Below are 25,524 nucleotides of genomic sequence, written 5' to 3'. Positions count from 1 at the left end.
CTCCTTCAGAACTGGCCCGCAAGCCACGGTCGCTCGCGGGGCGCGATCATGCCGCCGGGGCGTCATGAGAAAATTCGGGTGCAGTCTAATCAAGCGTGAACGCCGCGCACATTAACCCTTGGTCGCGTCGTAGGCCAATTTTGCCCGCACTACATGTGTGAACCATTCCCTGGCGGCGATCATCCCTGCTTGTGCTTTCACTCGCCTTTCACTGCCCGTTCGAATGCAGGCGTAGCTCGGGAGACGAAGCCACCCTCGGCCCGAGTCACCAATACCGCGGCCAGGTCATGCGCCACGGCAAAATCCCAGCCACGTTCCGGGCCCAGGATCAACAGCAGCGTCGAATAGCCGTCGGCCTGCAGCGCCGAGGCATCGAGCACGGTGACCGCGGCCAGGTCGTGCTGCACCGGGCGCCCGAGGCGAGCATCGAAGGTGTGCGAATAGCGCCGGCCATTCTCCTCGAAATAGTGCCGATAGTCACCCGAGGTTGATACTGAAAGGCCATTGACCGCGATGATCTGGCGGGCTATCTGGCGATCTTCGCGGGGCAGCTCCAGGGCGATGCGCCATGGGCTGCCATCGGGCTTGTGGCCGGCGGCCTTGAGCTCGCCGGTGGCTTCGGCGACAAAGCTGGCTACACCCATGGCCTGCAGGCGCGCGGCGATCAGGTCGACCGCATGGCCGGCGGCGATGCTGTTGAAGTCGAGTTGCACCGAGGCGTCCTTGCACAAGGCCTGGCCGTCGATGTGCAAGTGCCGGTAGCCCACGCGCTGACGCACCTGGGCCAGGGCCAGCGGGTCGGGCACCTGCTCGTGGCGGGCCTGGGGGCCGAACCCCCACAGGTCGAGCAAGGGTTCGACGGTAAGGTCGAAGGCGCCGTCGCTCTGCTCGGCCAGGTGCTGACCAAGGCTGACCAGTTCGAGCATGTCGGGCGGCAGGACCTGGCACTGGTTGGCGGGCAACTGGTTGAAACGGCTGACGGTGGAGTCGCCGCGGTAGGTCGAGTAGTGCTGGTCGATGTCGTGCAGAATGGTTTCGACTGCCGCCCGCACCTGGACCGGCGCCGGGCCGCCGGGTTCGCGCACGTACTGGATGCTGTAGCTGCTGCCCATGGTCGGGCCGCCCAGGCGCTCCAGGGTGGGGCCCTGGTCGCAGGCGGTGAGCAGCATGAGGATGAACAGCAAGGCTGTGCGCAAGGTTCGGGCTCTCGGTTGCCTGTACTGGCCTCTTCGCGGGTAAACCCGCTCCCACAGGTATACCACTGCCCTCACGGACGACGCGGCCCTGTGGGAGCGGGTTTACCCGCGAAGAGGCCGGCACAGACAACAAAAATTCTGGATAAAAAAACGGGAACCCGAAGGTTCCCGTTTTTTCATTGCCTTACAAGCGTATCAGTGCGGAAACGCTGGCGGGTTCACACCGGCCATCTCTTCCATCACACGAACCACCTGGCAGCTGTAACCGAATTCGTTGTCGTACCAGACGTACAGAACAACGCGGTTGTCGTTGCAGATGGTCGCTTCGGCGTCAACCACACCAGCGTGGCGCGAACCTACGAAGTCGGTCGAAACCACTTCCTGCGAGCTGACGTAATCGATCTGCTTGTGCAGTTCCGAGTGCATGGCGGTCTGGCGCAGGTACTCGTTGATCTCGTCGCGGCTGGTGGCCTTCTCGAGGTTCAGGTTGAGGATGGCCATCGAAACGTTCGGCGTCGGTACGCGAATGGCGTTGCCGGTCAGCTTGCCTTTCAGCACTGGCAGTGCCTTGGCGGCAGCAGTGGCGGCGCCGGTTTCGGTGATGACCATGTTCAGCGGCGCGGCACGGCCACGGCGGCTGCCCTTGTGGAAGTTGTCGATCAGGTTCTGGTCGTTGGTGAACGAGTGAACGGTTTCGACGTGGCCGTTGACGATGCCGTACTGGTCGTTGATGGCCTTGAGCACCGGCACGATGGCGTTGGTGGTGCAGGAAGCGGCCGAGATGATCTTGTCATCGGCAGCGATGTCACCGTGGTTGATGCCGTGCACGATGTTCTTCAGCGCGCCCTTGCCAGGTGCGGTGAGGATCACGCGGGCAGCGCCCGGGCAGGCCAGGTGCTGGCCCAGGCCGTCGGCATCACGCCATACGCCGGTGTTGTCGACGATCAGCGCGTTTTCGATGCCGTACTGGGTGTAGTCGACTTCGCTCGGGCTCTTGGCGTAGATGACCTGGATCAGGTTGCCGTTGGCAGTGATGGTGTTGTTGGCTTCGTCGATGGTGATGGTGCCATCGAACGGGCCGTGCACCGAGTCGCGGCGCAGCAGGCTGGCACGCTTGACCAGGTCGTTCTCGGCGCCCTTGCGCACGACGATGGCGCGCAGGCGCAGGCCGTCGCCGCCACCGGTCTTCTCGATCAGGATACGCGCCAGCAGGCGGCCGATGCGGCCGAAGCCGTACAGGACAACGTCAGTGCCCTTGCGCGCCGAAGCGTTCTGCTGGCCAACCACCTCGGCCAGTTCTTCACGGACGAACTGCTCGGCAGTGCGGCCGTTGCCTTCCTGCTTGAACTTGTTGGCCAGCTTGCCCAGGTCGACCGAAGCGGCGCCCAGTTTCAGCTCGCTCATGGCCTTGAGCAGGGGGAATGTCTCGTGGACGGACAGTTCGGTTTCGTCGGTTTGACGATGACGCGCAAAGCGGTGCGCCTTGAGGATCGAGATAACCGAACGGTTGATCAGGCTACGGCCATAAATCGAGCTCACCACGTTGTTGTTGCGGTAGAGCTGACCGATAAGCGGGATCATCGCTTCAGCCAGGGCTTCACGATCGATCCACTCACCAAGACACTGGTCGGGCTTCTGAGTCACGGGAACCTTCCACATGTAGGGACAGAAAAAAGGGGCTACATTATGACGCCCCAACGCGTTACGGGCAATGAGCGCCTGTCGCGGCGACGCAAGCCAGCGTTCACGCCCTTCCGAGCCTGACAGCCGGCACCGTCACCGGTACAATCGACCTCTTTGCCGCAACGCTTGGAGTGCAATCTCCCGTGTCAGTTCTGCGCCTACCGCAAATGTCGGCCACAGCCGGCAAACAAACCTGGGGCAATCTACCCGGTGCCACCCTCAGCCTGGCCATCGCCGAAGCCGCCAGCAGCGCGGGCCGCTTCACTTTGCTGCTGACTGCCGACAGCCAGGCTGCCGATCGTCTGGAACAGGAGCTTCGCTTCTTTGCCCCGGACTTGCCGGTGCTGCCGTTCCCCGATTGGGAAACCCTGCCCTACGACCTGTTCTCGCCGCACCAGGACATCATTTCCCAGCGCATCGCCAGCCTCTACCGCCTGCCGGAGCTGAGCCACGGCATCCTCGTGGTGCCGATCACCACCGCCCTGCACCGCCTGGCGCCGACCCGCTTCCTGCTGGGCAGCAGCCTGGTGCTGGACGTGGGCCAGACCATCGACGTGGAGCAGATGCGCCTGCGCCTGGAGGCCAGTGGCTATCGCTGCGTCGACACCGTCTACGAGCATGGCGAATTCGCCGTGCGCGGCGCGTTGATCGACCTGTTCCCGATGGGCAGCAAGCTGCCCTACCGCATCGACCTGTTCGATGACGAGATCGAGACGCTGCGCACCTTCGACCCCGAGACCCAGCGTTCGATCGACAAGGTGGATTCGGTGCGCCTGCTGCCGGCGCGCGAGTTCCCGATGCAGAAAGAGGAAGTGACCCGCTTCAAGGCGCGCTTCCGCGAACGCTTCGATGTCGATTTCCGCCGCAGCGCGATCTTCCAGGACCTGGCCAGCGGCATCATCCCCGCCGGCATCGAGTACTACCTGCCACTGTTCTTCGAAGAAACCTCGACCCTGTTCGACTACCTGCCGGCCGACACCCAGGTGTTCTCGCTGCCCGGCGTGGAACAGGCCGCCGAACACTTCTGGAACGACGTGCGCGGGCGTTATGAAGACCGCCGTGGCGACCTGAGCCGGCCGCTGCTGCCGCCGGCCGAGCTGTTCCTGCCGGTTGAAGACTGCTTTGCCCGGCTCAAGCAATGGCCACGGGTAGTGGTCAGCACCGAAGACCTCGCCCCCGGCGTGGGCCGCGAGCGCTTCCCGGCGCGCCCTCTTCCCAACCTGGCAATCGAGGCCAAGGCCAACCAGCCCTTGGCCGAACTGGCCAATTTCCTCGACCAGTTCCCCGGCCGGGTTTTGTTCACCGCCGAATCGGCAGGCCGCCGCGAAGTGCTGCTGGAGCTGCTCGAACGGCTGAAACTGCGCCCGCACACCGTCGACGGCTGGGCCGACTTCATCACCGGCAGCGAACGGCTGGCAATCACCATCGCCCCGCTGGACGAAGGGCTGCTGCTGGACGACCCAGCCATTGCACTGGTGGCCGAAAGCCCTCTGTTCGGCCAGCGGGTCATGCAGCGCCGGCGCCGCGACAAGCGCGGCGAAACCGCCAACGACGCGGTGATCAAGAACCTGACCGAGCTGCGCGAAGGCGCGCCGGTGGTGCACATCGACCATGGCGTGGGCCGCTACCTGGGCCTGGCCACCCTGGAAATCGACGGCCAGGCCGCCGAATTCCTCACCCTGGAATACGCCGAGGGCGCCAAACTGTACGTGCCGGTGGCCAACCTGCACCTGATCGCCCGCTACACCGGCAGCGACGATGCACTGGCACCGCTGCACCGGCTTGGCTCGGAGGCCTGGCAGAAGGCCAAGCGCAAGGCCGCCGAACAGGTGCGCGACGTGGCCGCCGAACTGCTCGACATCTATGCCCGCCGCGCCGCGCGCAAGGGCTATGCATTTGCCGACCCGTCCGCCGACTACGCCACCTTCAGCGCCGGCTTCCCGTTCGAGGAAACCCCGGACCAGCAGGCTGCCATCGAAGCCGTGCGCGCCGACATGCTGGCGCCCAAGCCGATGGACCGCCTGGTGTGCGGCGATGTCGGCTTCGGCAAGACCGAAGTGGCCATGCGCGCGGCGTTCATCGCCGTGCACAGCGGCCGCCAGGTGGCCGTACTGGTGCCCACAACCCTGCTCGCCCAGCAGCACTACAACAGCTTCCGCGACCGCTTTGCCGACTGGCCGGTGACCGTGGAGGTGATGAGCCGCTTCAAGTCGGCCAAGGAAGTGGCCAACGCCGCCGCCGAGCTGGCCGAAGGCAAGATCGACATCCTCATCGGCACCCACAAGCTGCTGCAGGACGATGTGCGCTTCAAGGACCTGGGCCTGGCCATCATCGACGAAGAACACCGCTTTGGCGTGCGTCAGAAGGAACAGCTCAAGGCCCTGCGCAGCGAGGTGGACATCCTCACCCTCACCGCCACGCCGATCCCGCGTACGCTGAACATGGCGGTGGCGGGCATGCGCGACCTGTCGATCATCGCCACGCCGCCAGCGCGCCGCCTGTCGGTACGCACCTTCGTCATGGAGCAGAACAAGAGCACGGTCAAGGAGGCACTGCTGCGTGAGCTGCTGCGTGGTGGCCAGGTGTACTACCTGCACAACGATGTGAAAACCATCGAAAAATGCGCCGCCGACCTTGCCGAACTGGTGCCCGAGGCGCGCATCGGCATCGGCCACGGGCAGATGCGCGAGCGCGAGCTGGAACAGGTGATGAGCGACTTCTACCACAAGCGCTTCAACGTGCTGGTGGCCTCGACCATCATCGAAACCGGCATCGACGTGCCCAGCGCCAACACCATCGTCATCGAACGCGCCGACAAGTTCGGCCTGGCCCAGCTGCACCAGCTGCGCGGCCGGGTTGGCCGTAGCCACCACCAGGCCTACGCCTACCTGCTGACGCCAACCCGGCAGAAGGTCAGCGCCGACGCCGAAAAACGCCTGGAGGCGATCGCTAACACCCAGGACCTCGGTGCCGGCTTCGTGTTGGCCACCAACGACCTGGAGATTCGTGGCGCCGGCGAGCTGCTGGGCGAAGGCCAGAGCGGGCAGATCCAGGCGGTGGGCTTTACCCTGTACATGGAAATGCTCGAGCGAGCGGTCAAGGCGATTCGCAAGGGCACCCAGCCCAACCTTGAACAGCCGCTGGGCGGCGGCCCGGAAATCAACCTGCGCCTGCCGGCACTGATCCCCGAGGACTACCTGCCCGACGTGCATGCGCGGCTGATCCTGTACAAGCGCATTGCCTCGGCTGCCGACGAAGAAGGCCTCAAGGACCTGCAGGTGGAAATGATCGACCGCTTCGGCCTGTTGCCCGAGCCGACCAAGAACCTGATGCGCCTGACCTCGCTCAAGCTGCACGCGGAAAAGCTCGGCATCAAGAAAGTCGACGCCGGCCCCAACGGTGGCAAGATCGAGTTCGAGGCCGAGACCCCGGTCGACCCGCTGACCCTGATCAAGCTGATTCAGGGCCAGCCCAAACGCTACAAGTTCGAAGGCGCCACCCAGTTCCGCTTCCTGGTACCCATGGAACGCCCCGACGAACGCTTCAATACCCTGGAGGCGCTGTTCGAGCGCCTGACCCCACAGCCTGCCTAAGGAAGATCCATGCGTGCCATCCGTTGCCTGACCCTGCTGCTGGCGCTGTTCGCCCCGGCCGCCTTCGCCGAAGGCCTGTATCAGGTAGAAATGATCCTGGTGCGGCAGAACAGCGTGCCCGCCTTCACCAGCCCGTTCGCCCCCGAAGACTGGAGCGCCGGCGCACCACGCCTGGAGAAGGACGCAGAGCGTCGCCCGGCGCTGGAAGACGAAGCCACCCGCCTGGAAGCCACCGCCGACTACACCGTGCTGCTGCACAAGGCCTGGCAGCAGCAAGTGGGCAGCGAGCCCAGCCGCATCGCCTTGGGCGAAGGCACCGAGCAGTTCGGCCACTTCCCCATCGAAGGCAACCTGAGCATCGCCGAGGGCCGCTTCATCGCGGTGGAGGCCAACTTCTGGGTCAACCAGCTGGACGGCAACGGCAGCGTGCTGCAAAGCGAACAGTTCAAACAGAGCAACAGCAACGTCAAGGGCGGCCAGCTGACCTTCCTCGATGGCGGACACCTGGCGGTGCTGCTGAAAGTGACACCACCGGGTACGCCAAAAATTCCGGTGATGGACCCGGAGATGATGGAGCAGTGATGCAATGAGTCGTGACGCTCTCCAGCTGCTGCGCGAGTACCCGAACTGGACGCAGTCGTTCACCGACCCGGTTCTGCAGCGCGGTGAGCGTTACGCCCGGGAAGACCGGGTAGAGATCGAAAGCTGCACCGGCACGCTCGTCGAAGCCAGCTGTCGTGGCAGTGAGGGCAGCCCTTATCGGCAGAAGATAACCCTCACTGCCCTGGCTGGCCGCTGCCATGTACGCGGCCAGTGCAGTTGCCCCGTGGGGCACAACTGCAAGCATTGCGCCGCCGCGCTGTTCGTCCTGAGCGAACAGCAGGCAACGGCGAAAAGTGACGGTGACGCACTGCCGGCCAACCTGCAGCGCTGGCTGAAAGGTCTCGAACAGCCTGCGCAGGAGCCTGCCGAAACCCAAGACAAACGCGGGCGCATGGTTTGCTACCAACTCGTGCTGACCGACGAGCCCGGCTGCGCGCTGCGGGTACGCAAAGGCACACGCGAAGACCAGGGGCTGCGCTATAGCCGTGTGCAGTCACTCTACGATTTCCTTTACGAACCTCCGCGCTTCGTCAAGGAAGACGATATCCGCATCTTGCGCCTGCTTTCGGCGCTCAATCAGGCCGGCAGCCAGGACCGCGGCTACCAGCTCAAAGGTCGGGAAGGCGGTGAGCTGTTCCAGCGCGCACTGGATACCGGCCGCATGCTCTGTAACGAAAACAAGCCCCTGCTGCGCGAAGGCCCTACGCTGGCGGCCGAGTTCCGCTGGGTGCGGCTGGACAATGGTCACTATAGGGGCATCTGGTACCACGGTGAAACGCCGCTGAACTGCGTGATTGCGCTGCTGCCACTTTACTATTTCGATTTCACCGGCAGCGTGGTGGGCAAGCTCGAGCACAGCCTCGATCCGCATATTGCCCTGCAACTGACCATCGCCCCTGACGTTCCGGAACACCTTGTCGTGCCCCTCAGCCACAAGCTCAACGCCTTGAACCACCAACTCCCTACGCCAACCACGCTGGACGAACAACTCATTGACGACCTGCAGCCCAGGCCGCACCTGACCTTGGGCAGTCTCGAATTCAGCGCCTACATGCCCAAGACCGGCCGCATGCAACGGCAGATGCAACACCGTGCCGCGCTGGCATTCGACTACGACGGCCTGCGCGCCAGCGGCAGCGACGACAAGCCGCTGACCCGCCTGGTCGGCGACACCTGCCAGCGCATCCGCCGCCAGCCCCAGGCCGAACAGGCGCTGCGCAAGGTGCTGCGCGACCTCGGTTTCAAGGCCGCCACCCGGCAGAGCAAGGCCCTGCCTGACAGTGCCGGCGAGATGCTCCAGCTGCCCGATGACGAAGCCTGGCTGCGCTTTGCCCGCGAAGGCCTGCCGCGCCTGCGCGAAGCCGGTTGGAACATCGACATCCACCGCGACTTCGCCTTCAACCTGCAGGAGGTGGACGACTGGTACGCCACCATCGACGAAGCGCCCGGCCATGAATGGTTCGACCTGGAGCTGGGCATCGTGGTCGATGGCCAACGCCACAGCCTGCTGCCGATCGTGCTGCAACTGCTGCGCAACAACCCGGAACTGCTGCGCCCCAGCGAACTGGCCCGGCGCAGTGACGACGAGCACCTGCTGATCGACCTCAACCGTGGCCGTCTCGATGCCCCGGCCCTGCGCGTTGCCTTGCCCTATGGCCGCATCAAGGCAGTGATGGGCACCTTGGGCGAACTGTACCTGCACGAAGACGTCGCAGGCCCGTCCCTGCGCCTGGACCGTGCCGATGCCGCACGCCTGAATGAAATCGACAGCCTTCCTTTGCACTGGGAAGGTGGCGAGCATGTACGCGACCTGGGCCGACGCCTGCGCGATGCCCGTGACTTGAAGGTAGAACCGCCGGCCGGGTTGCAGGCAAGCCTGCGCCCTTACCAGCAACAGGGCCTGAACTGGCTGCAGGCGCTGCGCGAGATGGGCACCGGCGGCATTCTCGGCGACGACATGGGCCTGGGCAAGACCCTGCAGGCCCTGGCACACCTGCTGCTGGAGAAGCAGACCGGGCGCCTGAGCGCGCCGGCCCTGGCGGTGATGCCGACCAGCCTGGTGCCCAACTGGCTGGACGAAGCCCAGCGCTTCGCCCCCGGGCTGCGCGTGCTGGCCCTGCAGGGCCCGGGGCGCAGCAAGCATTTCGCCAAACTGCACGAATACGACCTGGTCCTGACCACCTATGCCCTGGTGCCGCGCGACCTCGAGCACCTGCGCGCCCAGGCCTGGCATGTACTGGTGCTGGACGAGGCACAGAACATCAAGAGCAGCACCAGCAAGGCCGCCCTCGCGGTTTGCGAGCTGCGGGCCAATCAGCGCGTCTGCCTTACCGGCACGCCAATGGAAAACAACCTGGGCGAGCTGTGGTCGATTTTCCACTTCCTCATGCCTGGCTGGCTGGGTGACCTGAAGCGCTTCAACCAGGACTACCGCACACCGATCGAGCGCCACGGCGACAGCGAGCGCATGGCCCACCTGGCCAGCCGCGTCCGCCCGTTCCTGCTGCGCCGCACCAAGGAGCAGGTGGCCACCGAGCTGCCGGCCAAGACCGAGATGGTGCACTGGGTCGAGCTTAGCGATGCCCAGCGCGACACCTACGAGGCCGTGCGGGTGGCCATGGACAAGAAAGTCCGCGATGAAATCGCCCGCAATGGCGCCGCGCGCAGCCAGATCGTCATCCTCGACGCCCTGCTCAAGCTGCGCCAGGTGTGCTGTGACCTGCGCCTGGTCAAAGGGGTGGAAAGCAAAGGCAACCAGGCCGACAAGGGCAAACTGGGCGCGTTGCTGGAAATGCTCGAAGAGCTGCTGAGTGAAGGGCGCCGGGTGCTGTTGTTCTCGCAGTTCACCTCGATGCTGGCGTTGATCGAGCAGGAACTGGAGAAGCGCAGGATCCGCTACAGCCTGCTGACTGGCGACACCCGCGACCGGCGCACGCCGGTGCAGCAGTTCCAGCAGGGTGATAGCGAAGTGTTCCTGATCAGCCTCAAGGCGGGTGGCGTGGGCTTGAACCTGACGGCTGCGGACACGGTGATCCACTTCGACCCCTGGTGGAACCCGGCCAGCGAAAACCAGGCTACCGACCGCGCCTACCGCATTGGCCAGGACAAGCCAGTGTTCGTGTTCAAGCTGATCACTCGGGGGACAGTGGAAGAAAAGATCCAGCAGTTGCAGCAGGAGAAGGCGGCGCTGGCGGCGAGCCTGCTGGATGGTGGGCAGGCCGGGCAATGGCGGCTGGGGGATGAAGAGATCGAAGCGCTGTTCGCGCCGCTGCCCGGGAAGCGCGGGCGGTAGCCCAGTGCCCCCACTGCCTGTACCGGCCTCTTCGCGGGTAAACCCGCTCCCACAGGGATATCAGTGCCCTCAAGGGCGGTGCCGTACCAGTGGGAGCGGGTTCACCCGCGAAGAGGACAGCACAGGTACAACACCAATTTCGAAACCAGCGCCATACCTCTGTGGGAGCGGGTTTACCCGCGAAGAGGCCGGCACAGGTACAACACTAATTTCGAAACCAGCACAGCACCTGTGGGAGCGGGCATGCCCGCGAAGGGGCCGACGCGGTCAATCGACCAGCTGCGCCTCCCGCAACGCCCCCAACGCCTCCAGCCACTGCGGCTGCTGGCGATAATCCGTTCGCGCAAACCCTTGCCCACGCATCCGCGCAATCCGTGGCGAGGGCTTGACCTTCATCCGCTGCGCCGCACTCAACGCCAGCTCCGCCGCCGCCCGGTCATTGCACACCAGGCCCATGTCGCAGCCAGCGCTCAACGCCGCCTCGATCCGACTGGCCGCGTCCCCGACCACATGCGCACCCGCCATCGACAGGTCATCACTGAAGATCACCCCGTCAAAGCCCAGCTCGCCACGCAGGATGTCCTGCAACCAGCGCCGCGAGAAGCCAGCCGGCTGGTTGTCGACCTGCGGGTAGATGACATGCGCCGGCATCACTGCCGCCAATTGCCGGCTCAGGCGGGTGAACGGCAACAGGTCGGCCTGGCGCAGCTGCTCGAGGCTGCGCTCATCGGTGGGAATGGCCACATGCGAGTCCGCTTCGGCCCAGCCATGCCCCGGGAAGTGCTTGCCACAGGCCGCCATGCCTGCCGCATTCATGCCACGGATGAACGCCCCGGCCAGTTGCGTGGCGCGCAGCGGGTCACCCTCGAAGGCGCGGCTGCCCACCACGGCGCTGCGCTGGTGGTCCAGGTCGAGTACCGGGGCAAAGCTGAGGTCCAGGCCAACCGCCAGCACCTCGGTCGCCATCAACCAACCGCACTGTTCGGCCAGGTACTCGGCGTTGTCATTGTCGGCTATCGCCCGCATGGCCGGCAGGCGTACAAAGCCCTGGCGCAGGCGCTGCACCCTGCCGCCCTCCTGGTCCACCGCCAGAATCAGGTCGGGACGGATGGCGCGGATCGACGCGCACAGTTCACGCACCTGGCGCGGGCTGTCGATATTGCGGGCGAAAATGATCAGGCCGGCCACTTCAGGCTGGCGCAGCAAGTGACGGTCCTCGGCGGTCAGCCATTTACCGGCGATATCCACCATCAGGGAGCCTTGCAGGCTTACAGTCATGGGTAATCCTTCATTGAAGACCGAGAGAAGCCCACTGGGGGCAGGCGGCCTGCTCGATGCGCACCGGGCAATGGGCCGGCACCTGCTCGAACAGGCTTAGCAAATCGGTGTTGCGCAGGCGTATGCAACCATGGGACAGCGCTACGCCCAAGGGTTCCGTATCCGGGGTGCCGTGCAAGTAGATATAACGGCGGAAGGTGTCGACCGCACCCAGGCGGTTGACCCCCGGTTCGCAGCCACTGAGCCAGAGAATGCGGCTAAGGATCCAGTCCCGGCCGGGGTATTGCGCATGCAAGGCCGGCGACCACACCTCGCCGGTCCAGCGCCGCCCGACAAATACCGCATTCAACGGCAAGCCCGCACCGATCTTCGCCCGTACCTGGTGCAGGCCACACGGCGTGCAACCCGAGCCGTTGCGCTCGCCGGCGCCATTGCGCGCCGTGGAAACCGGCACGCGCAGGCGCAGCTGGCCATCGGCAAAGCCATAAAGGCACTGGTCAGCAAGGGAAATGTGCAAGAAGTCGAGCTCGGGCATGGGCGCTAGCTTAGCCGAAGCGCCCTGCCCCGCCCAGCCTTCAGACCTTGGCGGTGGTGGCGCTTGCGCTGGTCTTGGTGCGCGGGCGCAACTGCGCGGTGGCCATGGCGTCGTCGGTAACACCGCTATCGGCACGCATGCCCGCTGCCAGGAACGGCACCATCAGGCGCATTACCTGCTCGATCGAGGTGTTGATGCCAAAATCGGTCTCGGCAATCGCCCGCAGGGCCTTGATGCCGGACATGCTGAAGGCCGCAGCGCCAAGCATGAAGTGCACGCGCCAGAACAGCTCCAGCGGCGGAATGCGCGGTGCGGCCTCGTTGACCAGCAGCATGTAGCGGCGGAACACCTTGCCGTACATGTCTTCCAGATACCGCCGCAGGTGGCCCTGGCTCTGGCTGAACGCCAGGCCCAGCAGGCGCATGAAGATGGACAGATCGTTGTTGCTGCGCGGCTGCACGGCCAAAGCCTGCTCGACCAGCATTTCCAGCAGCTCTTCGAGGCTCGGCTTGTGCTCCGGCTTGGCCTGGCGCCGCTCCAGCTCACGTTCGAGGCTGGCGCAGAACGGCCCGAGGAAACGCGAGAATACTGCCTGGATCAGGGCCTTCTTGGAGCCGAAGTGATAGTTGACCGCCGCCAGGTTGACCCCGGCCTTGCTGGTAATCAGCCGCAACGAGGTTTCTGCGAACCCCCTTTCCGCGAACAGCTGCTCGGCAGCATCGAGAATGCGTTCAACGGTTTCCGATTGGGCCATGACTACTCCGACTACTCCGCCAGACAAACAGGTGTTTGAAACATACGTTTCAGCCCTGCTTCTGTCAAGGCTCGGTGACCGGCCGGTCGCCATTTAAAAGCGCCAGGAGGTCGGCTGCAAGCGCCATTGCTGCTGTTTATTGCAGGTTTTGGCTTGCAGCGCATCCAGTACTGTATATAATCCCAGTCACTGTACAAAAAGACAGAGCGCTCACAATGTTGAAACTGACGCCACGCCAAGCCGAAATTCTCGCGTTCATCAAGCGTTGCCTGGAAGATAACGGCTTCCCGCCGACGCGCGCCGAGATCGCTCAGGAGCTGGGCTTCAAGTCGCCCAACGCCGCCGAGGAGCACCTCAAGGCTCTCGCCCGCAAGGGCGCGATCGAGATGACCCCGGGCGCCTCCCGCGGTATTCGCATCCCCGGCCTGGAAGCCAAGGCCGAAGAAAGCGGCCTGCCGATCATCGGCCGGGTTGCTGCCGGTGCGCCGATCCTTGCCGAACAGCACATCGAGCAATCCTGCAACATCAACCCCGACTTCTTCCACCCCCAGGCCGACTATCTGCTGCGCGTACACGGCATGAGCATGAAGGATGTCGGCATCTTCGATGGCGACCTGCTGGCGGTACACACCTGCCGCGAAGCCCGCAACGGCCAGATCGTTGTGGCCCGCATCGGCGACGAAGTCACTGTCAAGCGCTTCAAGCGCGAAGGCAGCAAAGTCTGGCTGCTTGCCGAAAACCCCGAATTCGCCCCCATCGAAGTCGACCTGAAAGAGCAGGAGCTGGTGATCGAGGGCTTGAGCGTCGGCGTCATTCGCCGCTGATCCAGGAGGCGTCATGCAGCAGTTCATTCACGCACCCGAGCAAGCCCAGTTGCCATTGTTCGAAGCATTCCTCGCCCAGCCCGTACTGCCTGGCCTCAAAGCCAGCGAAGTGGCGCGCAAGAGCAGCCAGCCCGAGCTGTTCAGCGAACTGTCGTTGCGCGGAGCCCCCGGGCATTGCCAAAGCCTGCTGGCACCCGTGCTGCGCGAACTGAGCGAAGAGGACGAGACCCGCTGGCTGACCCTGATCGCCCCGCCGTCGAGCCTGACCCAGGCCTGGCTGCGCGATGCCGGGCTCAACCGTGAACGCATCCTGCTGCTGCAACCTCGCGGCAATCAAAGCCCGCTGCAACTGGCCTGCGAAGCCTTGCGCCTGGGCCGCAGCCACACCGTGGTCAGCTGGCTGGGCAACGTCAACGCCACTGCACGCCAGCAATTGCTGCGCGCTGCCAGTGCCGGAAACGCACAAAGCCTGAACATCCGCCTCGGCTGATGTTCAGGCTTTGCCTGTTACTGCATGAAACCTGATGCCCTGCTGCACCTCAGTGCAGCACACGCGGCCCTTCATCACGCTCTAGCTCGCCATCCATGAGGCGGCCGGCCATTTGCACGCCCACGCTGAGCATGGCCTTGGCCACTTCCACATGCTGACCCTGCAGGAACGCCTTGGCGTCTTCCGAGAAATCCAGGGTTACCAGAGAGCCCTCATCCTCGGCGCGACGCAGTTCGATGCGGCCATCAGGCAACTCGACAATTTCCAGAAACGACGTAGACATAAATGGCAGTTCTCCGCGAAAGGCCAGTATTGTACCAGCCGTAGCAGCTATCAGCACTCACTCAACGCGTCACGGAAACGCCTCACCAGGCCCTTGAGGTTGCTGCGCCAGCTTTCCAGCTCAGTGCGCGACAACGCCGAAGGCTCGGGCTCATCGAGATTGACCGCCTGGATCAATGGTTGTGTGACGTCGGTTTTCGGCACTTTTTTCGCGACCGGTGGTCGGAACAAATCGGCATAAGCACTGAGCATTTGCGCCAGCCAGGTTTCGCGCTGGCGGGCCAGTTCCAGCAATTCGGCCACTTCCGGGATAGCGATGCCGTTCAGGGCGTCGTCGGCCAGCGCTTGCTCGACCGTTGCAACCACAGGCAGGCGGTAGAAGCCACCGATCTCATGGCACAGGCCCAGCAGCGCGCCGTAGAGATGGAACAGCGCCGCCTCACGTTCGGCCTGGACCAGGCCCTGGGCATTCATGGCCTGGCTTTGCTCAGCCTTGGCCATGGACTCGAGGGCAAGGCCGGCGAAGAACAGTTTCTGGTTGGTGCGGGTGTAGAGTTCCTGGGCCATTTTTGTGCCCTCCCTAAGGCTGCAAGGCGGATAACTGAATCATAAATGATTGGGGCCGCTTTGCGGCCCATCGCCGGCAAGCCAGCTCCCACAGTGATTGCATCAGGCCCGAGACCTATGCTGTACCTGTGGAAGCTGGCTGCCGGCAATGGGCTGCAAAGCAGCCCCAATTACAGCACTGAAGAATCAGCGCTTGTCTTCAACCTTCCACGTATTGCCGTCGTAGAACGCCTTCCAGCCGGTCGGCTTGCCATCAACCTCGGACTGCACATACTGCTCCTTGGTCTTGCGGCTGTAGCGGATAACCGCCGGGCGGCCTTCAGGGTCTTTCTGTGGCGCATCGCAGAGGAAGTGGTACTTCGGATCGATCTCATGCTTGTGCGGCACGATCTCCAGCACCAGCGGCGCACGGGTTTCGCGGTTCTTGGGGAACTGGCTGGCGGCCAGGAACAGCCCCGAAGCGCCATCACGCAGCACGTAGGTATCGTCGACCTTCTCGCACTTGAGCTCTGGCATGTCCACCTTGTCCATCTTCGGTGGCGCTGCCTCACCGCTCTTGAGCAGCTTGCGGGTGTTCTTGCACGCCGGGTTGGTGCAACCGAAGAATTTGCCGAAGCGGCCCGTCTTCAACTGCATCTCGCTGCCGCACTTGTCGCACTCCAGGCTCGGCCCTTCGTAACCCTTGATGCGGTAGTTGCCTTCCTCGATCTCGTAGCCGGCGCAATCCGGGTTGTTACCACAGATGTGCAGCTTATGCTTCTCGTCCAGCAGGTAGGCATCCATCGCCGTGGCGCAGATCGGGCAGCGGTGCTTGCCCAACAACACGCGGGACTCCGATTCGCCCTCGTCGTCGGCGGCAATCTCGTCGCCCGGCACCAGGTTGACGGTGGCCTTGCAGCGTTCTTTCGGTGGCAGGCTGTAGCCCGAGCAACCGAGGAACACGCCAGTGGAGGCAGTGCGGATCATCATCGGCCGGCCACATTCCTTGCACGGAATGTTGGTCATGGTCGGCTGGTTGGCACGCATGCCGTCTTCGCTGGACTCGGCGGTCTGCAGCTTTTTGCTGAAGTCGCCGTAGAACTCGTCGAGTACGTTCTTCCAGTCACGCTCGCCCTGGGCGACGTCGTCGAGGTTCTCTTCCATGTCGGCGGTAAAGCCGTAGTCCATCAAGTTGGAGAAGCTCTCGGACAGGCGCTCGGTAACGATGTCGCCCATCTTCTCGGAATAGAAGCGGCGGTTGTGCAGGGTTACATAGCCACGGTCCTGAATGGTCGAAATGATCGCCGCATAGGTCGACGGGCGGCCGATGCCGCGCTTTTCCATTTCCTTGACCAGGCTGGCTTCGGTGAAGCGCGCCGGTGGCTTGGTGAAGTGCTGGCTCGGGTCGATCTGGATCAGCTTCAGCGCTTCGCCCTGGACCATTTCCGGCAACACGTCGTCTTCGCCAGGCTTGCTCTGCTGCGGCAGCACACGCGTGTAACCATCGAACTTGAGGATACGGCCCTTGGCACGCAGCTCGAAGTCGCCTGCGGCCACGGTAACGCTGGTGGACAGGTACTGCGCCGGCGGCATCTGGCAGGCCAGGAACTGGCGCCAGATCAGCTCGTACAGGCGCTCGGCGTCACGCTCCATGCCACTGAGCTTGCTCGGGTGGGTGTTCACGTCGGAAGGACGAATCGCTTCGTGCGCCTCCTGGGCGCCTTCCTTGCTGCCGTACACCAGCGGTGCCTCGGGCAGGTACTGCTTGCCGAACTCACGCTCGATGTAGCTGCGGGCCATGTCCAGGGCATCGGCCGACAAGTTGGTCGAGTCGGTACGCATGTAAGTGATGTAGCCGGCTTCGTACAAGCGCTGGGCCATCATCATGGTTTTCTTCACACCGAAGCCCAGGCGGTTGCTGGCAGCCTGCTGCAAGGTGGACGTAATGAACGGTGCCGACGGCTTGCTGCTGGTCGGGCGGTCTTCACGCTTGACCACGCTGTAGCTGGAAGCCTTGAGCTTTTCCAGCGCGGCCATGGCCTGGGCTTCATTCAGCGGTTTGAAAGCCTCACCCTTCTCGCGGGCCACTTCGAAACGCACCTTGGCGTTCTTGGCGGTGCCGAGGTCGGCGTGAATTTCCCAGTACTCTTCCGGGATGAACGCGCGGATCTCGCGTTCGCGCTCCACCACCAGCTTGACCGCCACCGACTGTACACGACCGGCGGACAGGCCACGGGCGATCTTGGCCCACAGCAGCGGCGAAACCATATAGCCGACCACGCGGTCAAGGAAACGCCGCGCCTGCTGCGCGTTGACCCGGTCGATATCCAGCTCGCCAGGCTGCGAGAAGGCTTCCTGAATAGCCTTCTTGGTAATTTCGTTGAACACCACGCGCTTATAGCGGGTGTCGTCGCCGCCGATGGCCTCGCGCAGGTGCCAGGCAATGGCTTCCCCTTCGCGGTCCAAGTCGGTTGCGAGATAGATAGTGTCGGCGTCCTTCGCCAGGCGGCGCAGCTCTTCGATCACCTTTTCCTTGCCGGGCAGGATCTCGTACTTGGCCTTCCAGCCGTGGTCGGGGTCGACGCCCATGCGCGCCACCAGCTGGCGACGAGCCTTTTCCTTCGGCGACAGGGCCGGAGCCTCACCCGCGGCCTTGCCACGCTTGGCGGCCGGCTCTTTGCTGGCGCTGGCCGAACCGCTGGTGGGGAGGTCTCGGATATGGCCGATACTCGACTTCACCACGTACTGGTTGCCCAGGTACTTGTTGATGGTCTTGGCCTTGGCCGGGGATTCCACAATGACCAGCGATTTGCCCATGGATCGGAGTATTCCTGAATCTGAAGATGAAAAACGCGTCAGGTGCCAGACGCGGCACCGCTATATATAGTGGCAAAAGTGTGAGGTCAAGTTCGGACTATCACTCGTGCGACTTGCCCAGCAACCCGGGCAGCCCCTCTTCGGCCTTGACCAAAGCAAAGCGTGGCACCTGCTCGCCGTCAACCTCGACGGACTCCTGAAACATCGAAAGTGGCCGTACCCAGAAGCTGTAATCACCATACAGGCATTGGTAGAACACCATCCACTCTTCGCTCTCGGAGTGCCGCGCAACACTGAAGACACGGTACTCAGGCCCTTTGTAATGCCGGTATACGCCTGGTTGTATCTGCATGTTGCCCACCCTCTTGAATAAAACCTGTAAAAACAAAACCGGGGCACAAGGCCCCGGTCGCTGTCCCGCTGCGCGATCAGACGCGTTCGAAGACCGTGGTGATACCTTGGCCGAGGCCGACGCACATGGTCGCCACCCCCAGGGTACCGCCATTCTGTTTCATGACATTGAGCAGGGTGCCGGAAATCCGCGCCCCGGAGCAACCGAACGGGTGGCCCAAGGCAATGGCGCCGCCGTGCAGGTTAACCTTCTCATCCATCTTGTCGAGTACTTTCAAGTCTTTCAGCACTGGCAGGGCCTGTGCAGCGAAGGCTTCATTGAGCTCGATAAAGTCGATGTCGGCCATGGTCAGGCCAGCACGCTTGAGGGCTTTCTGCGTCGACGGCACCGGGCCGTAGCCCATGATCGCCGGGTCGACACCAGCCACCGCCATGGAACGAATGACCGCCATTGGCTGGATACCCAGGTCCATGGCGCGCTGGCCGGACATGACGATCATGCACGACGCACCGTCGGTGATCTGCGACGAGGTACCGGCAGTGACGGTACCGCCTTTCGGGTTGAACGCCGGCTTCAACGATGCCAGGCCTTCGAGGGTGGTTTCCGGGCGAATGGTTTCGTCGAAATCGAACACCTTCAGGAAGCCGTTCTCGTCATAGCCCTGCATCGGGATGATTTCGTCCTTGAACTTGCCTTCGACCGTGGCCTTGTGGGCCAGCTGGTGCGAACGCAGGCCGAACAGGTCCTGCTGCTCACGGGTAATGCCGTGCATCTTGCCGAGCATTTCCGCGGTCAGGCCCATCATCCCGGAAGCCTTGGCGGCATGCAAGGACAGGTGCGGGTTGGGGTCGACACCATGCATCATGCTGACGTGGCCCATGTGCTCCACGCCACCGACCACGAATACATCACCATTGCCGGTCATGATTGCCTGGGCGGCGGTGTGCAGCGCACTCATCGACGAGCCGCACAGACGGCTGACGGTCTGCGCCGCGGAAGTGTGCGGGATCTGGGTCATCAGCGAAGCCATGCGGGCGATGTTCCAGCCCTGCTCGAGGGTCTGGTTGACGCAGCCCCAGATCACGTCCTCGACTTCTTTCGGGTCGACCTTGTCGTTGCGTTCCAGCAGCTTGCTGATCAAGTGCGCCGACATGTCTTCGGCGCGGGTATTGCGGTGCATGCCACCCTTGGAGCGGCCCATCGGCGTGCGACCGAAGTCGACAATCACCACGTCTCTTGGATTCAGGCTCATATCAAATTTCTCGCTCTAGCTCGTTGACCGCTCAGTTGAAGAAGCGCTGGCCGTTCTTGGCCATTTCACGCAGCTTGGCGGTCGGGTGGTACAGCGGCCCCAGGTCGGCGTACTGATCGGCCAGGGCAACGAATTCGGCCACACCGATCGAGTCGATGTAGCGCAGCGCACCACCGCGGAAGGGAGGGAAGCCAATGCCGTAGACCAGACCCATGTCAGCTTCGGCGGCGGTTTCGACGATGCCGTCTTCCAGGCAGCGCACGGTCTCCAGGCACAGCGGGATCATCATCCAGTTGATGATGTCTTCGTCGGTGACTTCACGCTGCTCGAAGACGATCGGCTTGAGCACGTCGAGCACGGTGGCATCGGCGACCTTCTTCGGCTTGCCGCGCTTGTCGGTTTCGTAGGCGTAGAAGCCCTTGCCGTTCTTCTGGCCCAGGCGGTTGGCCTCGTACAGTGCGTCAACGGCCGAGCGACGCTCGTCCTTCATGCGGTCCGGGAAGCCTTCGGCCATCACGTCACGGCCGTGGTGGCCGGTGTCGATGCCGACCACGTCCATCAGGTACGCCGGGCCCATCGGCCAGCCGAACTTTTCCATGACCTTGTCGATACGCACGAAGTCGACACCGGCGCTTACCAGCTTGGCGAAGCCGCCGAAGTACGGGAACAGCACGCGGTTGACCAGAAAGCCCGGGCAGTCGTTGACCACGATCGGGTTCTTGCCCATCTTCTTGGCGTAGGCCACAGTGGTGGCGACCGCCACTTCACTGGACTTCTCGCCACGGATGACTTCCACCAGCGGCATCATGTGCACCGGGTTGAAGAAGTGCATGCCGACGAAGTTTTCCGGGCGCTTGAGCGCCTTGGCCAGCAGGTTGATGGAAATGGTCGAGGTGTTGGAAGCGAGGATCGCATCTTCCTTCACCTGGGCTTCCACTTCAGCCAGCACGGCCTGCTTGACTTTCGGGTTCTCGACCACGGCCTCGACGACGATGTCGACATTGGCGAAGTCGCCGTAGGACAGGGTCGGGCGAATGGCGTTGAGTGCCTCGGCCATCTTGGCCGGGGTCAGGCGGCCCTTCTCGACACGGTTACCGAGCAGCTTGGAGGCCTCGTTCAGGCCCAGCTGGATGGCTTCCTCGCGGATGTCCTTCATCAGGATCGGGGTGCCCTTGACCGCCGACTGGTAGGCGATGCCGCCCCCCATGATGCCGGCGCCGAGCACGGCGGCCTGCTTCACGTCACGGGCGATTTCGTCATGCGCCTTGGCCTTGCGCTTGAGTTCCTGGTCGTTGAGGAACAGGCCGATCAGGCTCTCGGCAACCGAGGTCTTGGCCAGCTTCGCGAAGCCTGCGGCTTCGACTTCCAGGGCCTTGTCACGGCCGAAGTTGGCGGCCTTCTGGATGGTCTTGATGGCTTCGACCGGGGCCGGGTAGTTCGGGCCGGCCTGGCCAGCGACGAAGCCCTTGGCAGTCTCGAAGGCCATCATCTGCTCGATGGCGTTGAGCTTGAGCTTTTCCAGTTTTGGCTGACGCTTGGCCTTGTAGTCCAGCTCGCCACTAATGGCGCGCTTGACCAGGTCAAGAGCACCGGCCATCAACAGCTCAGGCGCGACCACGGCGTCGACGGCACCCACTTTCAGGGCGTCTTCGGCACGGTTTTCCTTGCCGGCGGCAATCCACTCGATGGCGTTGTCCGAACCGATCAGGCGCGGCAGGCGCACGGTACCGCCGAAGCCCGGGTAGATACCCAGCTTGACTTCCGGCAGGCCGATCTTGGCGCTGGTGGACATGACCCGGTAGTCGGCGGCCAGGCACATTTCCAGGCCGCCGCCCAGGGCGATGCCGTTGATGGCGGCGACGGTCGGCACTTCGAGGTCTTCGAAGGCGTTGAAGATGCGGTTGGCTTCCAGGTTGCCGGCGACCAGTTCGGCCTCGGGCAGCTTGAAGTTGTCGACGAACTCGGTGATGTCGGCGCCGACGATGAACACGTCCTTGCCACTGCTGACGATCACGCCCTTGACCGAGGCGTCGGCCTGGATGGCATCGACGGCCTGGCGCAGTTCGTTCAGGGTCAGGCGGTTGAACTTGTTGACGGACTCACCCTTGAGGTCGAACTTGAGCTCGACGATGCCACTTTCAAGAGCCTTAACCGTGATGGCTTTACCTTCGTAAATCATCAACTGATCTCCACGATATGGAAGCTGAACAGTACACGCCGATCGCTGCAGCAAAAGCAGGCCTAGCTGCCCTGCCCCAGGCACACCCGTCAGCGCGCTAGTCGGAAGTATGGCTTGGCGTCCTGACATACAAACGCTCAATTCATACGCCCGTTTGATTTGGGTGTGCACACATTCTCCGAAAAGATCAGCGTTGTCAAATGCTCGCGAGCATGGTGAAAACACGACTTTCCGGTCATTTTGTAGCGTCCTGGTACAAAACATGATGACAGTGATTGTTGACCATTCATGTCGGCGATTGACCATGAACCGCAGGCGAATGTTGCAGCTCTGCCTTGCACGGCGACCTCGAACGGCTACACTGGCACTTGCTTGAATGCATACCCGGCCTGCCTGGCCTTTTCTGCGCAGCAGAACGCAAAGCGGCGACTTGGCACCCCACCCCTTCAGGGTTCTGCCAAGCCGCCGCTTTGTCGTTATAGAGGCTTGAAAAGCGCCGCATACCCCTGTAGGAGCGGCCTTGTGTCGCGATCGGGTTGCGCAGCAGCCCCGGGGATTTCAGAGAAAAGCAAAGATTGCCGGGGCTGCTGCGCAGCCCGATCGCGACACAAGGCCGCTCCTACAGGGCCCGTGCAAGGCAGGTCTCAGGCCAAGGTTTCGAGGACATAGGCAACATCCTGCAACACAGCCGTATCGCCCCGCTCGGTCCAGTACAGCGCGATCATGCGCGCATCGGCCTCGACCTTGTAGACACTCGCCGGCAAGCGCGCCAAGGCCTCCATGAAGCGTGGGTCCTCGCAGGGTTCACGCCACTGGTTCCACCACACCCCCGGGGAGATCTGCCAGAAGCTGAAGCTGTCCTGATGCCCACGGCGGCGTGCCCGGTGGTATTGCGGGCACGGGCTCGGCGGCTCCTTTTCCAGCCAGTGCGGCCACTGCTGCGGCGCCAGCTGCATGGCCAAACCCATGCGCCGAGCCTCCAGGCGCAGCTTCATCTGCTCGCTCTGCTTGCGCGAGGTACGCAGCCACGAAAGCGGGCTGAGAATCAGCGCCAGGATTGACACCACCAGCAATACCGTCATATCTGTAGTTCCCATAAAACGTTGCAAATGAGCTGGTTAGCCATTTTTCACGGAAGACCCGCCCGAAAGCGACCATACTTCTTCTATCGCGATTGTCAGGAGTTCCGCTCATGTCCTACGAACATCTTCTGGTCGCCGTCGACCTGACCGAAGAATGCGATCCGGTGATCAAACGTGCCATGGCGCTGGCCGCACCGTCGAATGCCAAGGTTTCGCTGGTACACATCGTCGAGCCGATGGCCATGGCGTTCGGCGGTGACGTACCGATGGACCTGTCTCAGCTGCAACAGCAGCAGTTCGACCAGGCCAAGGAACGCATGGACCGCCTGTTCAACAAATACCCGGACATCCACCGCGGCGACTCGCACCTGACCTATGGCCAGCCGCGCCAGGAAATCCACCAGCTGGCCAAGGACCAGAAGTGCGACCTGATCGTGGTCGGCAGCCATGGCCGTCACGGCCTGGCATTGCTACTGGGCTCTACGGCCAATGACGTGCTGCATGGCGCGCCGTGCGATGTACTGGCGGTGCGGTTGCAGAAGAAGGAATGATTCAACCTGTGCCGGCCATTTCGCGGGTGAACCCGCTCCCACAGGTACTGTACCGCGTTCAACTGCGGTGCAGTCCTTGTGGGAGCGGGTTCACCCGCGAGGAGGCCGAATCAGGCTGACGCTGGTCAGCCTTCCAGCTCGGCCCAGCGCTCTACCAATACATCCAGCTCACCCTGCAGCTTCTCGATCTTGGCCAGCACCGCCGAGGTTTCCGCAATAGGCCGCTGATAGAAGCCCGCCGCATTCACTTCTTCCTGGGCCTCGGCCATGCGCTGCTCCAGTTCGTCGATCTGCCCCGGCAGCATTTCCAGCTCACGCTGCAGCTTGTAGCTGAGCTTCTTTTTCGAACCATCGGCCACCACTGCAACAGGGGCAGGCGCCGGCTTGGCCTCGACCTTCTCCACCACCGCGCTGTTGAGCTCGGACTTGCCGCCCTTGCTCTCGGTCACGCCCAGCAGCTTCGGCGAGCCACCCTGGCGAATCCAGTCCTCGTAACCACCAACGTATTCGCGCACCTTGCCCTCGCCTTCGAACACCAGGGTGCTGGTGACGACGTTGTCGAGGAAGGCCCGGTCGTGGCTGACCATCAGCACGGTGCCCTTGTAGTTGGACAGCACCTCCTCGAGCAGCTCGAGGGTTTCCACGTCCAGGTCGTTGGTCGGTTCGTCAAGCACCAGCAGGTTGGCCGGCTTGCTGAACAGCTTGGCCAGCAACAGCCGTGCACGCTCGCCACCCGACAGCGCCTTGACCGGCGTACGGGCACGCTGAGGGCTGAACAGGAAATCGCCCAGGTAGCTCAGCACATGGCGGTTCTGGCCGTCGATCTCGATGAAGTCGCGGCCTTCGGCCAGGTTGTCGATAACGGTCTTTTCCAGGTCGAGCTGGTGACGCATCTGGTCGAAATAGGCCACTTCCAGCTTGGTGCCGCGCTCGACCTTGCCGGCGGTCGGCTCCAGGTCGCCGAGCATCAGCTTGAGCAGGGTGGTCTTGCCGGTACCGTTGGCGCCCAGCAGGCCGATGCGGTCCTCACGCTGCAGGACCATGGAGAAGTCCTTGACCAGCACAGGCCCGTCGGGGTGATGGAAGCTGACGTTTTCCAGCACCATCACCTGCTTGCCGGACTTTTCCGCCGCCTCGATCTGGATGTTGGCCTTGCCCTGGCGTTCGCGGCGTTCGCTACGCTCCACACGCAGGGCCTTCAGCGCGCGCACGCGGCCCTCGTTGCGGGTACGGCGGGCCTTGATGCCTTGGCGGATCCACACTTCTTCCTGGGCCAGGCGCTTGTCGAACAATGCGTTGGCGGTTTCTTCGGCGGCCAGCGCGGCCTCCTTGTGCACCAGGAAGCTGGCATAGTCGCCGTTCCAGTCAATCAGGCCGCCGCGATCCAGTTCGAGGATGCGGGTGGCCAGGTTCTGCAGGAAGGAACGGTCGTGGGTGATGAACAGCACCGCGCCGTTGAAGCCGCGAAGTGCCTCTTCGAGCCAGGCGATGGCACCGATGTCCAGGTGGTTGGTCGGCTCGTCGAGCAGCAGCAGGTCGGGTTCCGACACCAGCGCCTGGGCCAGCAACACGCGGCGGCGCCAGCCACCGGACAGTTCGGCCAGGGTCTTGTCGGCCGGCAGCTGCAGGCGGCTCAGGGTGCTTTCCACCACCTGCTGCAAGCGCCAGCCGTCACGGGCTTCCAGCTCGTGCTGGACGTGCATGAGTTTTTCCAGGTCTTCATCGCCCTGGATGTTCAGGCTCAGGTGGTGGAACTGCGCCAGCAGATCGCCAACGCCATCCAGCCCTGCGGCCACCACGTCGAACACCGTGCGTTCGTCGGCCACCGGAAGCTCCTGCGGCAGCTCGCCGATCTTCAGCCCCGGGGCACGCCAGATTTCGCCGTCGTCGCCCTTCTGCTCGCCCTTGACCAGGCGCAGCATGCTCGACTTGCCGGTGCCGTTGCGGCCGATGATGCACACCCGCTCGCCACGAGCGATCTGCCAGGACACTTTGTCCAGCAGCGGCATGGCGCCGAATGCGAGGGACACATCGCTGAATTTGAGCAGGGTCATGTTGGTCTCCATAAATCGGGCGCGCATTCTACCTGACTTGGCCTCCGACGGCATCCGCCTGGCCAACCGGCGAGGGCTTTGCGACATCTGGTCGAACTTAATATCCCGATACAAGCACAGTGCTTTCACCCGCCGCCGGCAAACAGCTAAGCTAAGGCAAT

General features: G+C 63.3%; 19 protein-coding genes. 6 read left to right on the top strand and 13 right to left on the bottom strand.

Annotated elements, in window-relative coordinates; translation table 11 throughout:
• Nucleotides 1–197 precede the first annotated feature (197 nt).
• Together V3314_RS11970 and V3314_RS11965 are read right to left on the bottom strand one after the other, a co-directional pair.
• Nucleotides 198–1,196: an FAD:protein FMN transferase gene (locus V3314_RS11970; protein WP_338460262.1), complete on the bottom strand. Its 999-nt coding sequence runs from the start codon at nucleotides 1,194–1,196 to the stop codon at nucleotides 198–200.
• Between the two features lie 195 nt (nucleotides 1,197–1,391).
• Nucleotides 1,392–2,855 (bottom strand): glyceraldehyde-3-phosphate dehydrogenase, encoded by a 1,464-nt coding sequence (locus tag V3314_RS11965; protein ID WP_046615854.1) that lies wholly within the window; start codon nucleotides 2,853–2,855, stop codon nucleotides 1,392–1,394.
• A 167-nt stretch (nucleotides 2,856–3,022) separates the two neighbouring features.
• On the opposite strand from V3314_RS11965, the gene mfd reads away from it, so the two are divergent.
• Genes mfd through V3314_RS11950 form a run of 3 tightly spaced genes read left to right on the top strand, consistent with a single transcriptional unit; the run spans nucleotide 3,023 to nucleotide 10,367 of the window.
• Entirely contained in the window at nucleotides 3,023–6,472 is a 3,450-nt protein-coding gene (mfd, locus tag V3314_RS11960) for a transcription-repair coupling factor (RefSeq protein ID WP_046615853.1), read from the top strand.
• Nucleotides 6,473–6,481: 9 nt separating this feature from the next.
• Nucleotides 6,482–7,054 (top strand): CsiV family protein, encoded by a 573-nt coding sequence (locus V3314_RS11955; RefSeq protein ID WP_046615852.1) that lies wholly within the window; start codon nucleotides 6,482–6,484, stop codon nucleotides 7,052–7,054.
• Nucleotides 7,055–7,058: 4 nt separating this feature from the next.
• Nucleotides 7,059–10,367, top strand: a complete 3,309-nt coding sequence (locus tag V3314_RS11950) for a DEAD/DEAH box helicase (RefSeq protein WP_338460261.1) — start codon at nucleotides 7,059–7,061, stop codon at nucleotides 10,365–10,367.
• A gap of 267 nt (nucleotides 10,368–10,634) precedes the next feature.
• On the opposite strand, the gene nagZ is transcribed toward V3314_RS11950, so the two are convergent.
• From nagZ to V3314_RS11935, 3 genes are read right to left on the bottom strand one after another with little or no spacing between them, the layout of a single operon-like run.
• The gene (nagZ, locus tag V3314_RS11945; protein WP_338460314.1) at nucleotides 10,635–11,633 is read right to left on the bottom strand and encodes a beta-N-acetylhexosaminidase; all 999 of its coding nucleotides are present in this window, start codon (nucleotides 11,631–11,633) and stop codon (nucleotides 10,635–10,637) included.
• Nucleotides 11,634–11,655: 22 nt separating this feature from the next.
• On the bottom strand, nucleotides 11,656–12,180 hold the full coding sequence (locus tag V3314_RS11940) for a L,D-transpeptidase (protein ID WP_046615850.1): 525 nt from the start codon (nucleotides 12,178–12,180) through the stop codon (nucleotides 11,656–11,658).
• A gap of 40 nt (nucleotides 12,181–12,220) precedes the next feature.
• On the bottom strand, nucleotides 12,221–12,934 hold the full coding sequence (locus tag V3314_RS11935; protein WP_046615849.1) for a TetR/AcrR family transcriptional regulator: 714 nt from the start codon (nucleotides 12,932–12,934) through the stop codon (nucleotides 12,221–12,223).
• 215 nt (nucleotides 12,935–13,149) lie between these two features.
• Between V3314_RS11935 and lexA the strand changes: the two genes are divergently transcribed.
• Together lexA and sulA are read left to right on the top strand one after the other, a co-directional pair.
• Entirely contained in the window at nucleotides 13,150–13,758 is a 609-nt protein-coding gene (lexA, locus tag V3314_RS11930; protein WP_004376420.1) for a transcriptional repressor LexA, read from the top strand.
• A 13-nt stretch (nucleotides 13,759–13,771) separates the two neighbouring features.
• Nucleotides 13,772–14,248: an SOS-induced cell division inhibitor SulA gene (gene sulA, locus V3314_RS11925; RefSeq protein WP_046615848.1), complete on the top strand. Its 477-nt coding sequence runs from the start codon at nucleotides 13,772–13,774 to the stop codon at nucleotides 14,246–14,248.
• Between the two features lie 49 nt (nucleotides 14,249–14,297).
• Here the strand turns inward: sulA and V3314_RS11920 are convergent, their stop codons facing one another.
• From V3314_RS11920 to V3314_RS11890, 7 genes are all read right to left on the bottom strand, one after another.
• Nucleotides 14,298–14,531, bottom strand: a complete 234-nt coding sequence (locus V3314_RS11920; protein WP_004376430.1) for a hypothetical protein — start codon at nucleotides 14,529–14,531, stop codon at nucleotides 14,298–14,300.
• 50 nt (nucleotides 14,532–14,581) lie between these two features.
• The gene (locus tag V3314_RS11915) at nucleotides 14,582–15,097 is read right to left on the bottom strand and encodes a DUF6586 family protein (RefSeq protein ID WP_338460260.1); all 516 of its coding nucleotides are present in this window, start codon (nucleotides 15,095–15,097) and stop codon (nucleotides 14,582–14,584) included.
• 186 nt (nucleotides 15,098–15,283) lie between these two features.
• The gene (topA, locus tag V3314_RS11910) at nucleotides 15,284–17,893 is read right to left on the bottom strand and encodes a type I DNA topoisomerase (protein ID WP_046615846.1); all 2,610 of its coding nucleotides are present in this window, start codon (nucleotides 17,891–17,893) and stop codon (nucleotides 15,284–15,286) included.
• Between the two features lie 100 nt (nucleotides 17,894–17,993).
• Nucleotides 17,994–18,245 (bottom strand): DUF1653 domain-containing protein, encoded by a 252-nt coding sequence (locus V3314_RS11905; RefSeq protein ID WP_023661154.1) that lies wholly within the window; start codon nucleotides 18,243–18,245, stop codon nucleotides 17,994–17,996.
• 76 nt (nucleotides 18,246–18,321) lie between these two features.
• Complete coding sequence (fadA, locus tag V3314_RS11900; RefSeq protein ID WP_046615845.1) at nucleotides 18,322–19,497, bottom strand: acetyl-CoA C-acyltransferase FadA; 1,176 nt, start codon at nucleotides 19,495–19,497, stop codon at nucleotides 18,322–18,324.
• A gap of 31 nt (nucleotides 19,498–19,528) precedes the next feature.
• Nucleotides 19,529–21,676: a fatty acid oxidation complex subunit alpha FadB gene (fadB, locus tag V3314_RS11895; RefSeq protein WP_046615844.1), complete on the bottom strand. Its 2,148-nt coding sequence runs from the start codon at nucleotides 21,674–21,676 to the stop codon at nucleotides 19,529–19,531.
• 644 nt (nucleotides 21,677–22,320) lie between these two features.
• The gene (locus V3314_RS11890; RefSeq protein ID WP_196183225.1) at nucleotides 22,321–22,758 is read right to left on the bottom strand and encodes a hypothetical protein; all 438 of its coding nucleotides are present in this window, start codon (nucleotides 22,756–22,758) and stop codon (nucleotides 22,321–22,323) included.
• Nucleotides 22,759–22,868: 110 nt separating this feature from the next.
• Here V3314_RS11890 and V3314_RS11885 point away from each other — a divergent pair, with 110 nt between their 5' ends.
• The gene (locus tag V3314_RS11885) at nucleotides 22,869–23,309 is read left to right on the top strand and encodes a universal stress protein (protein WP_013971709.1); all 441 of its coding nucleotides are present in this window, start codon (nucleotides 22,869–22,871) and stop codon (nucleotides 23,307–23,309) included.
• 125 nt (nucleotides 23,310–23,434) lie between these two features.
• On the opposite strand, the gene V3314_RS11880 is transcribed toward V3314_RS11885, so the two are convergent.
• Nucleotides 23,435–25,363, bottom strand: a complete 1,929-nt coding sequence (locus V3314_RS11880) for an ATP-binding cassette domain-containing protein (RefSeq protein WP_046615842.1) — start codon at nucleotides 25,361–25,363, stop codon at nucleotides 23,435–23,437.
• Between the last annotated feature and the right edge of the window lie 161 nt (nucleotides 25,364–25,524).

The organism is Pseudomonas sp. TE3-3-F2023, assembly GCF_036784815.1.
GTDB lineage: Bacteria > Pseudomonadota > Gammaproteobacteria > Pseudomonadales > Pseudomonadaceae > Aquipseudomonas > Aquipseudomonas pudica.
This window is presented reverse-complemented; position numbering and strand designations above follow the sequence as displayed.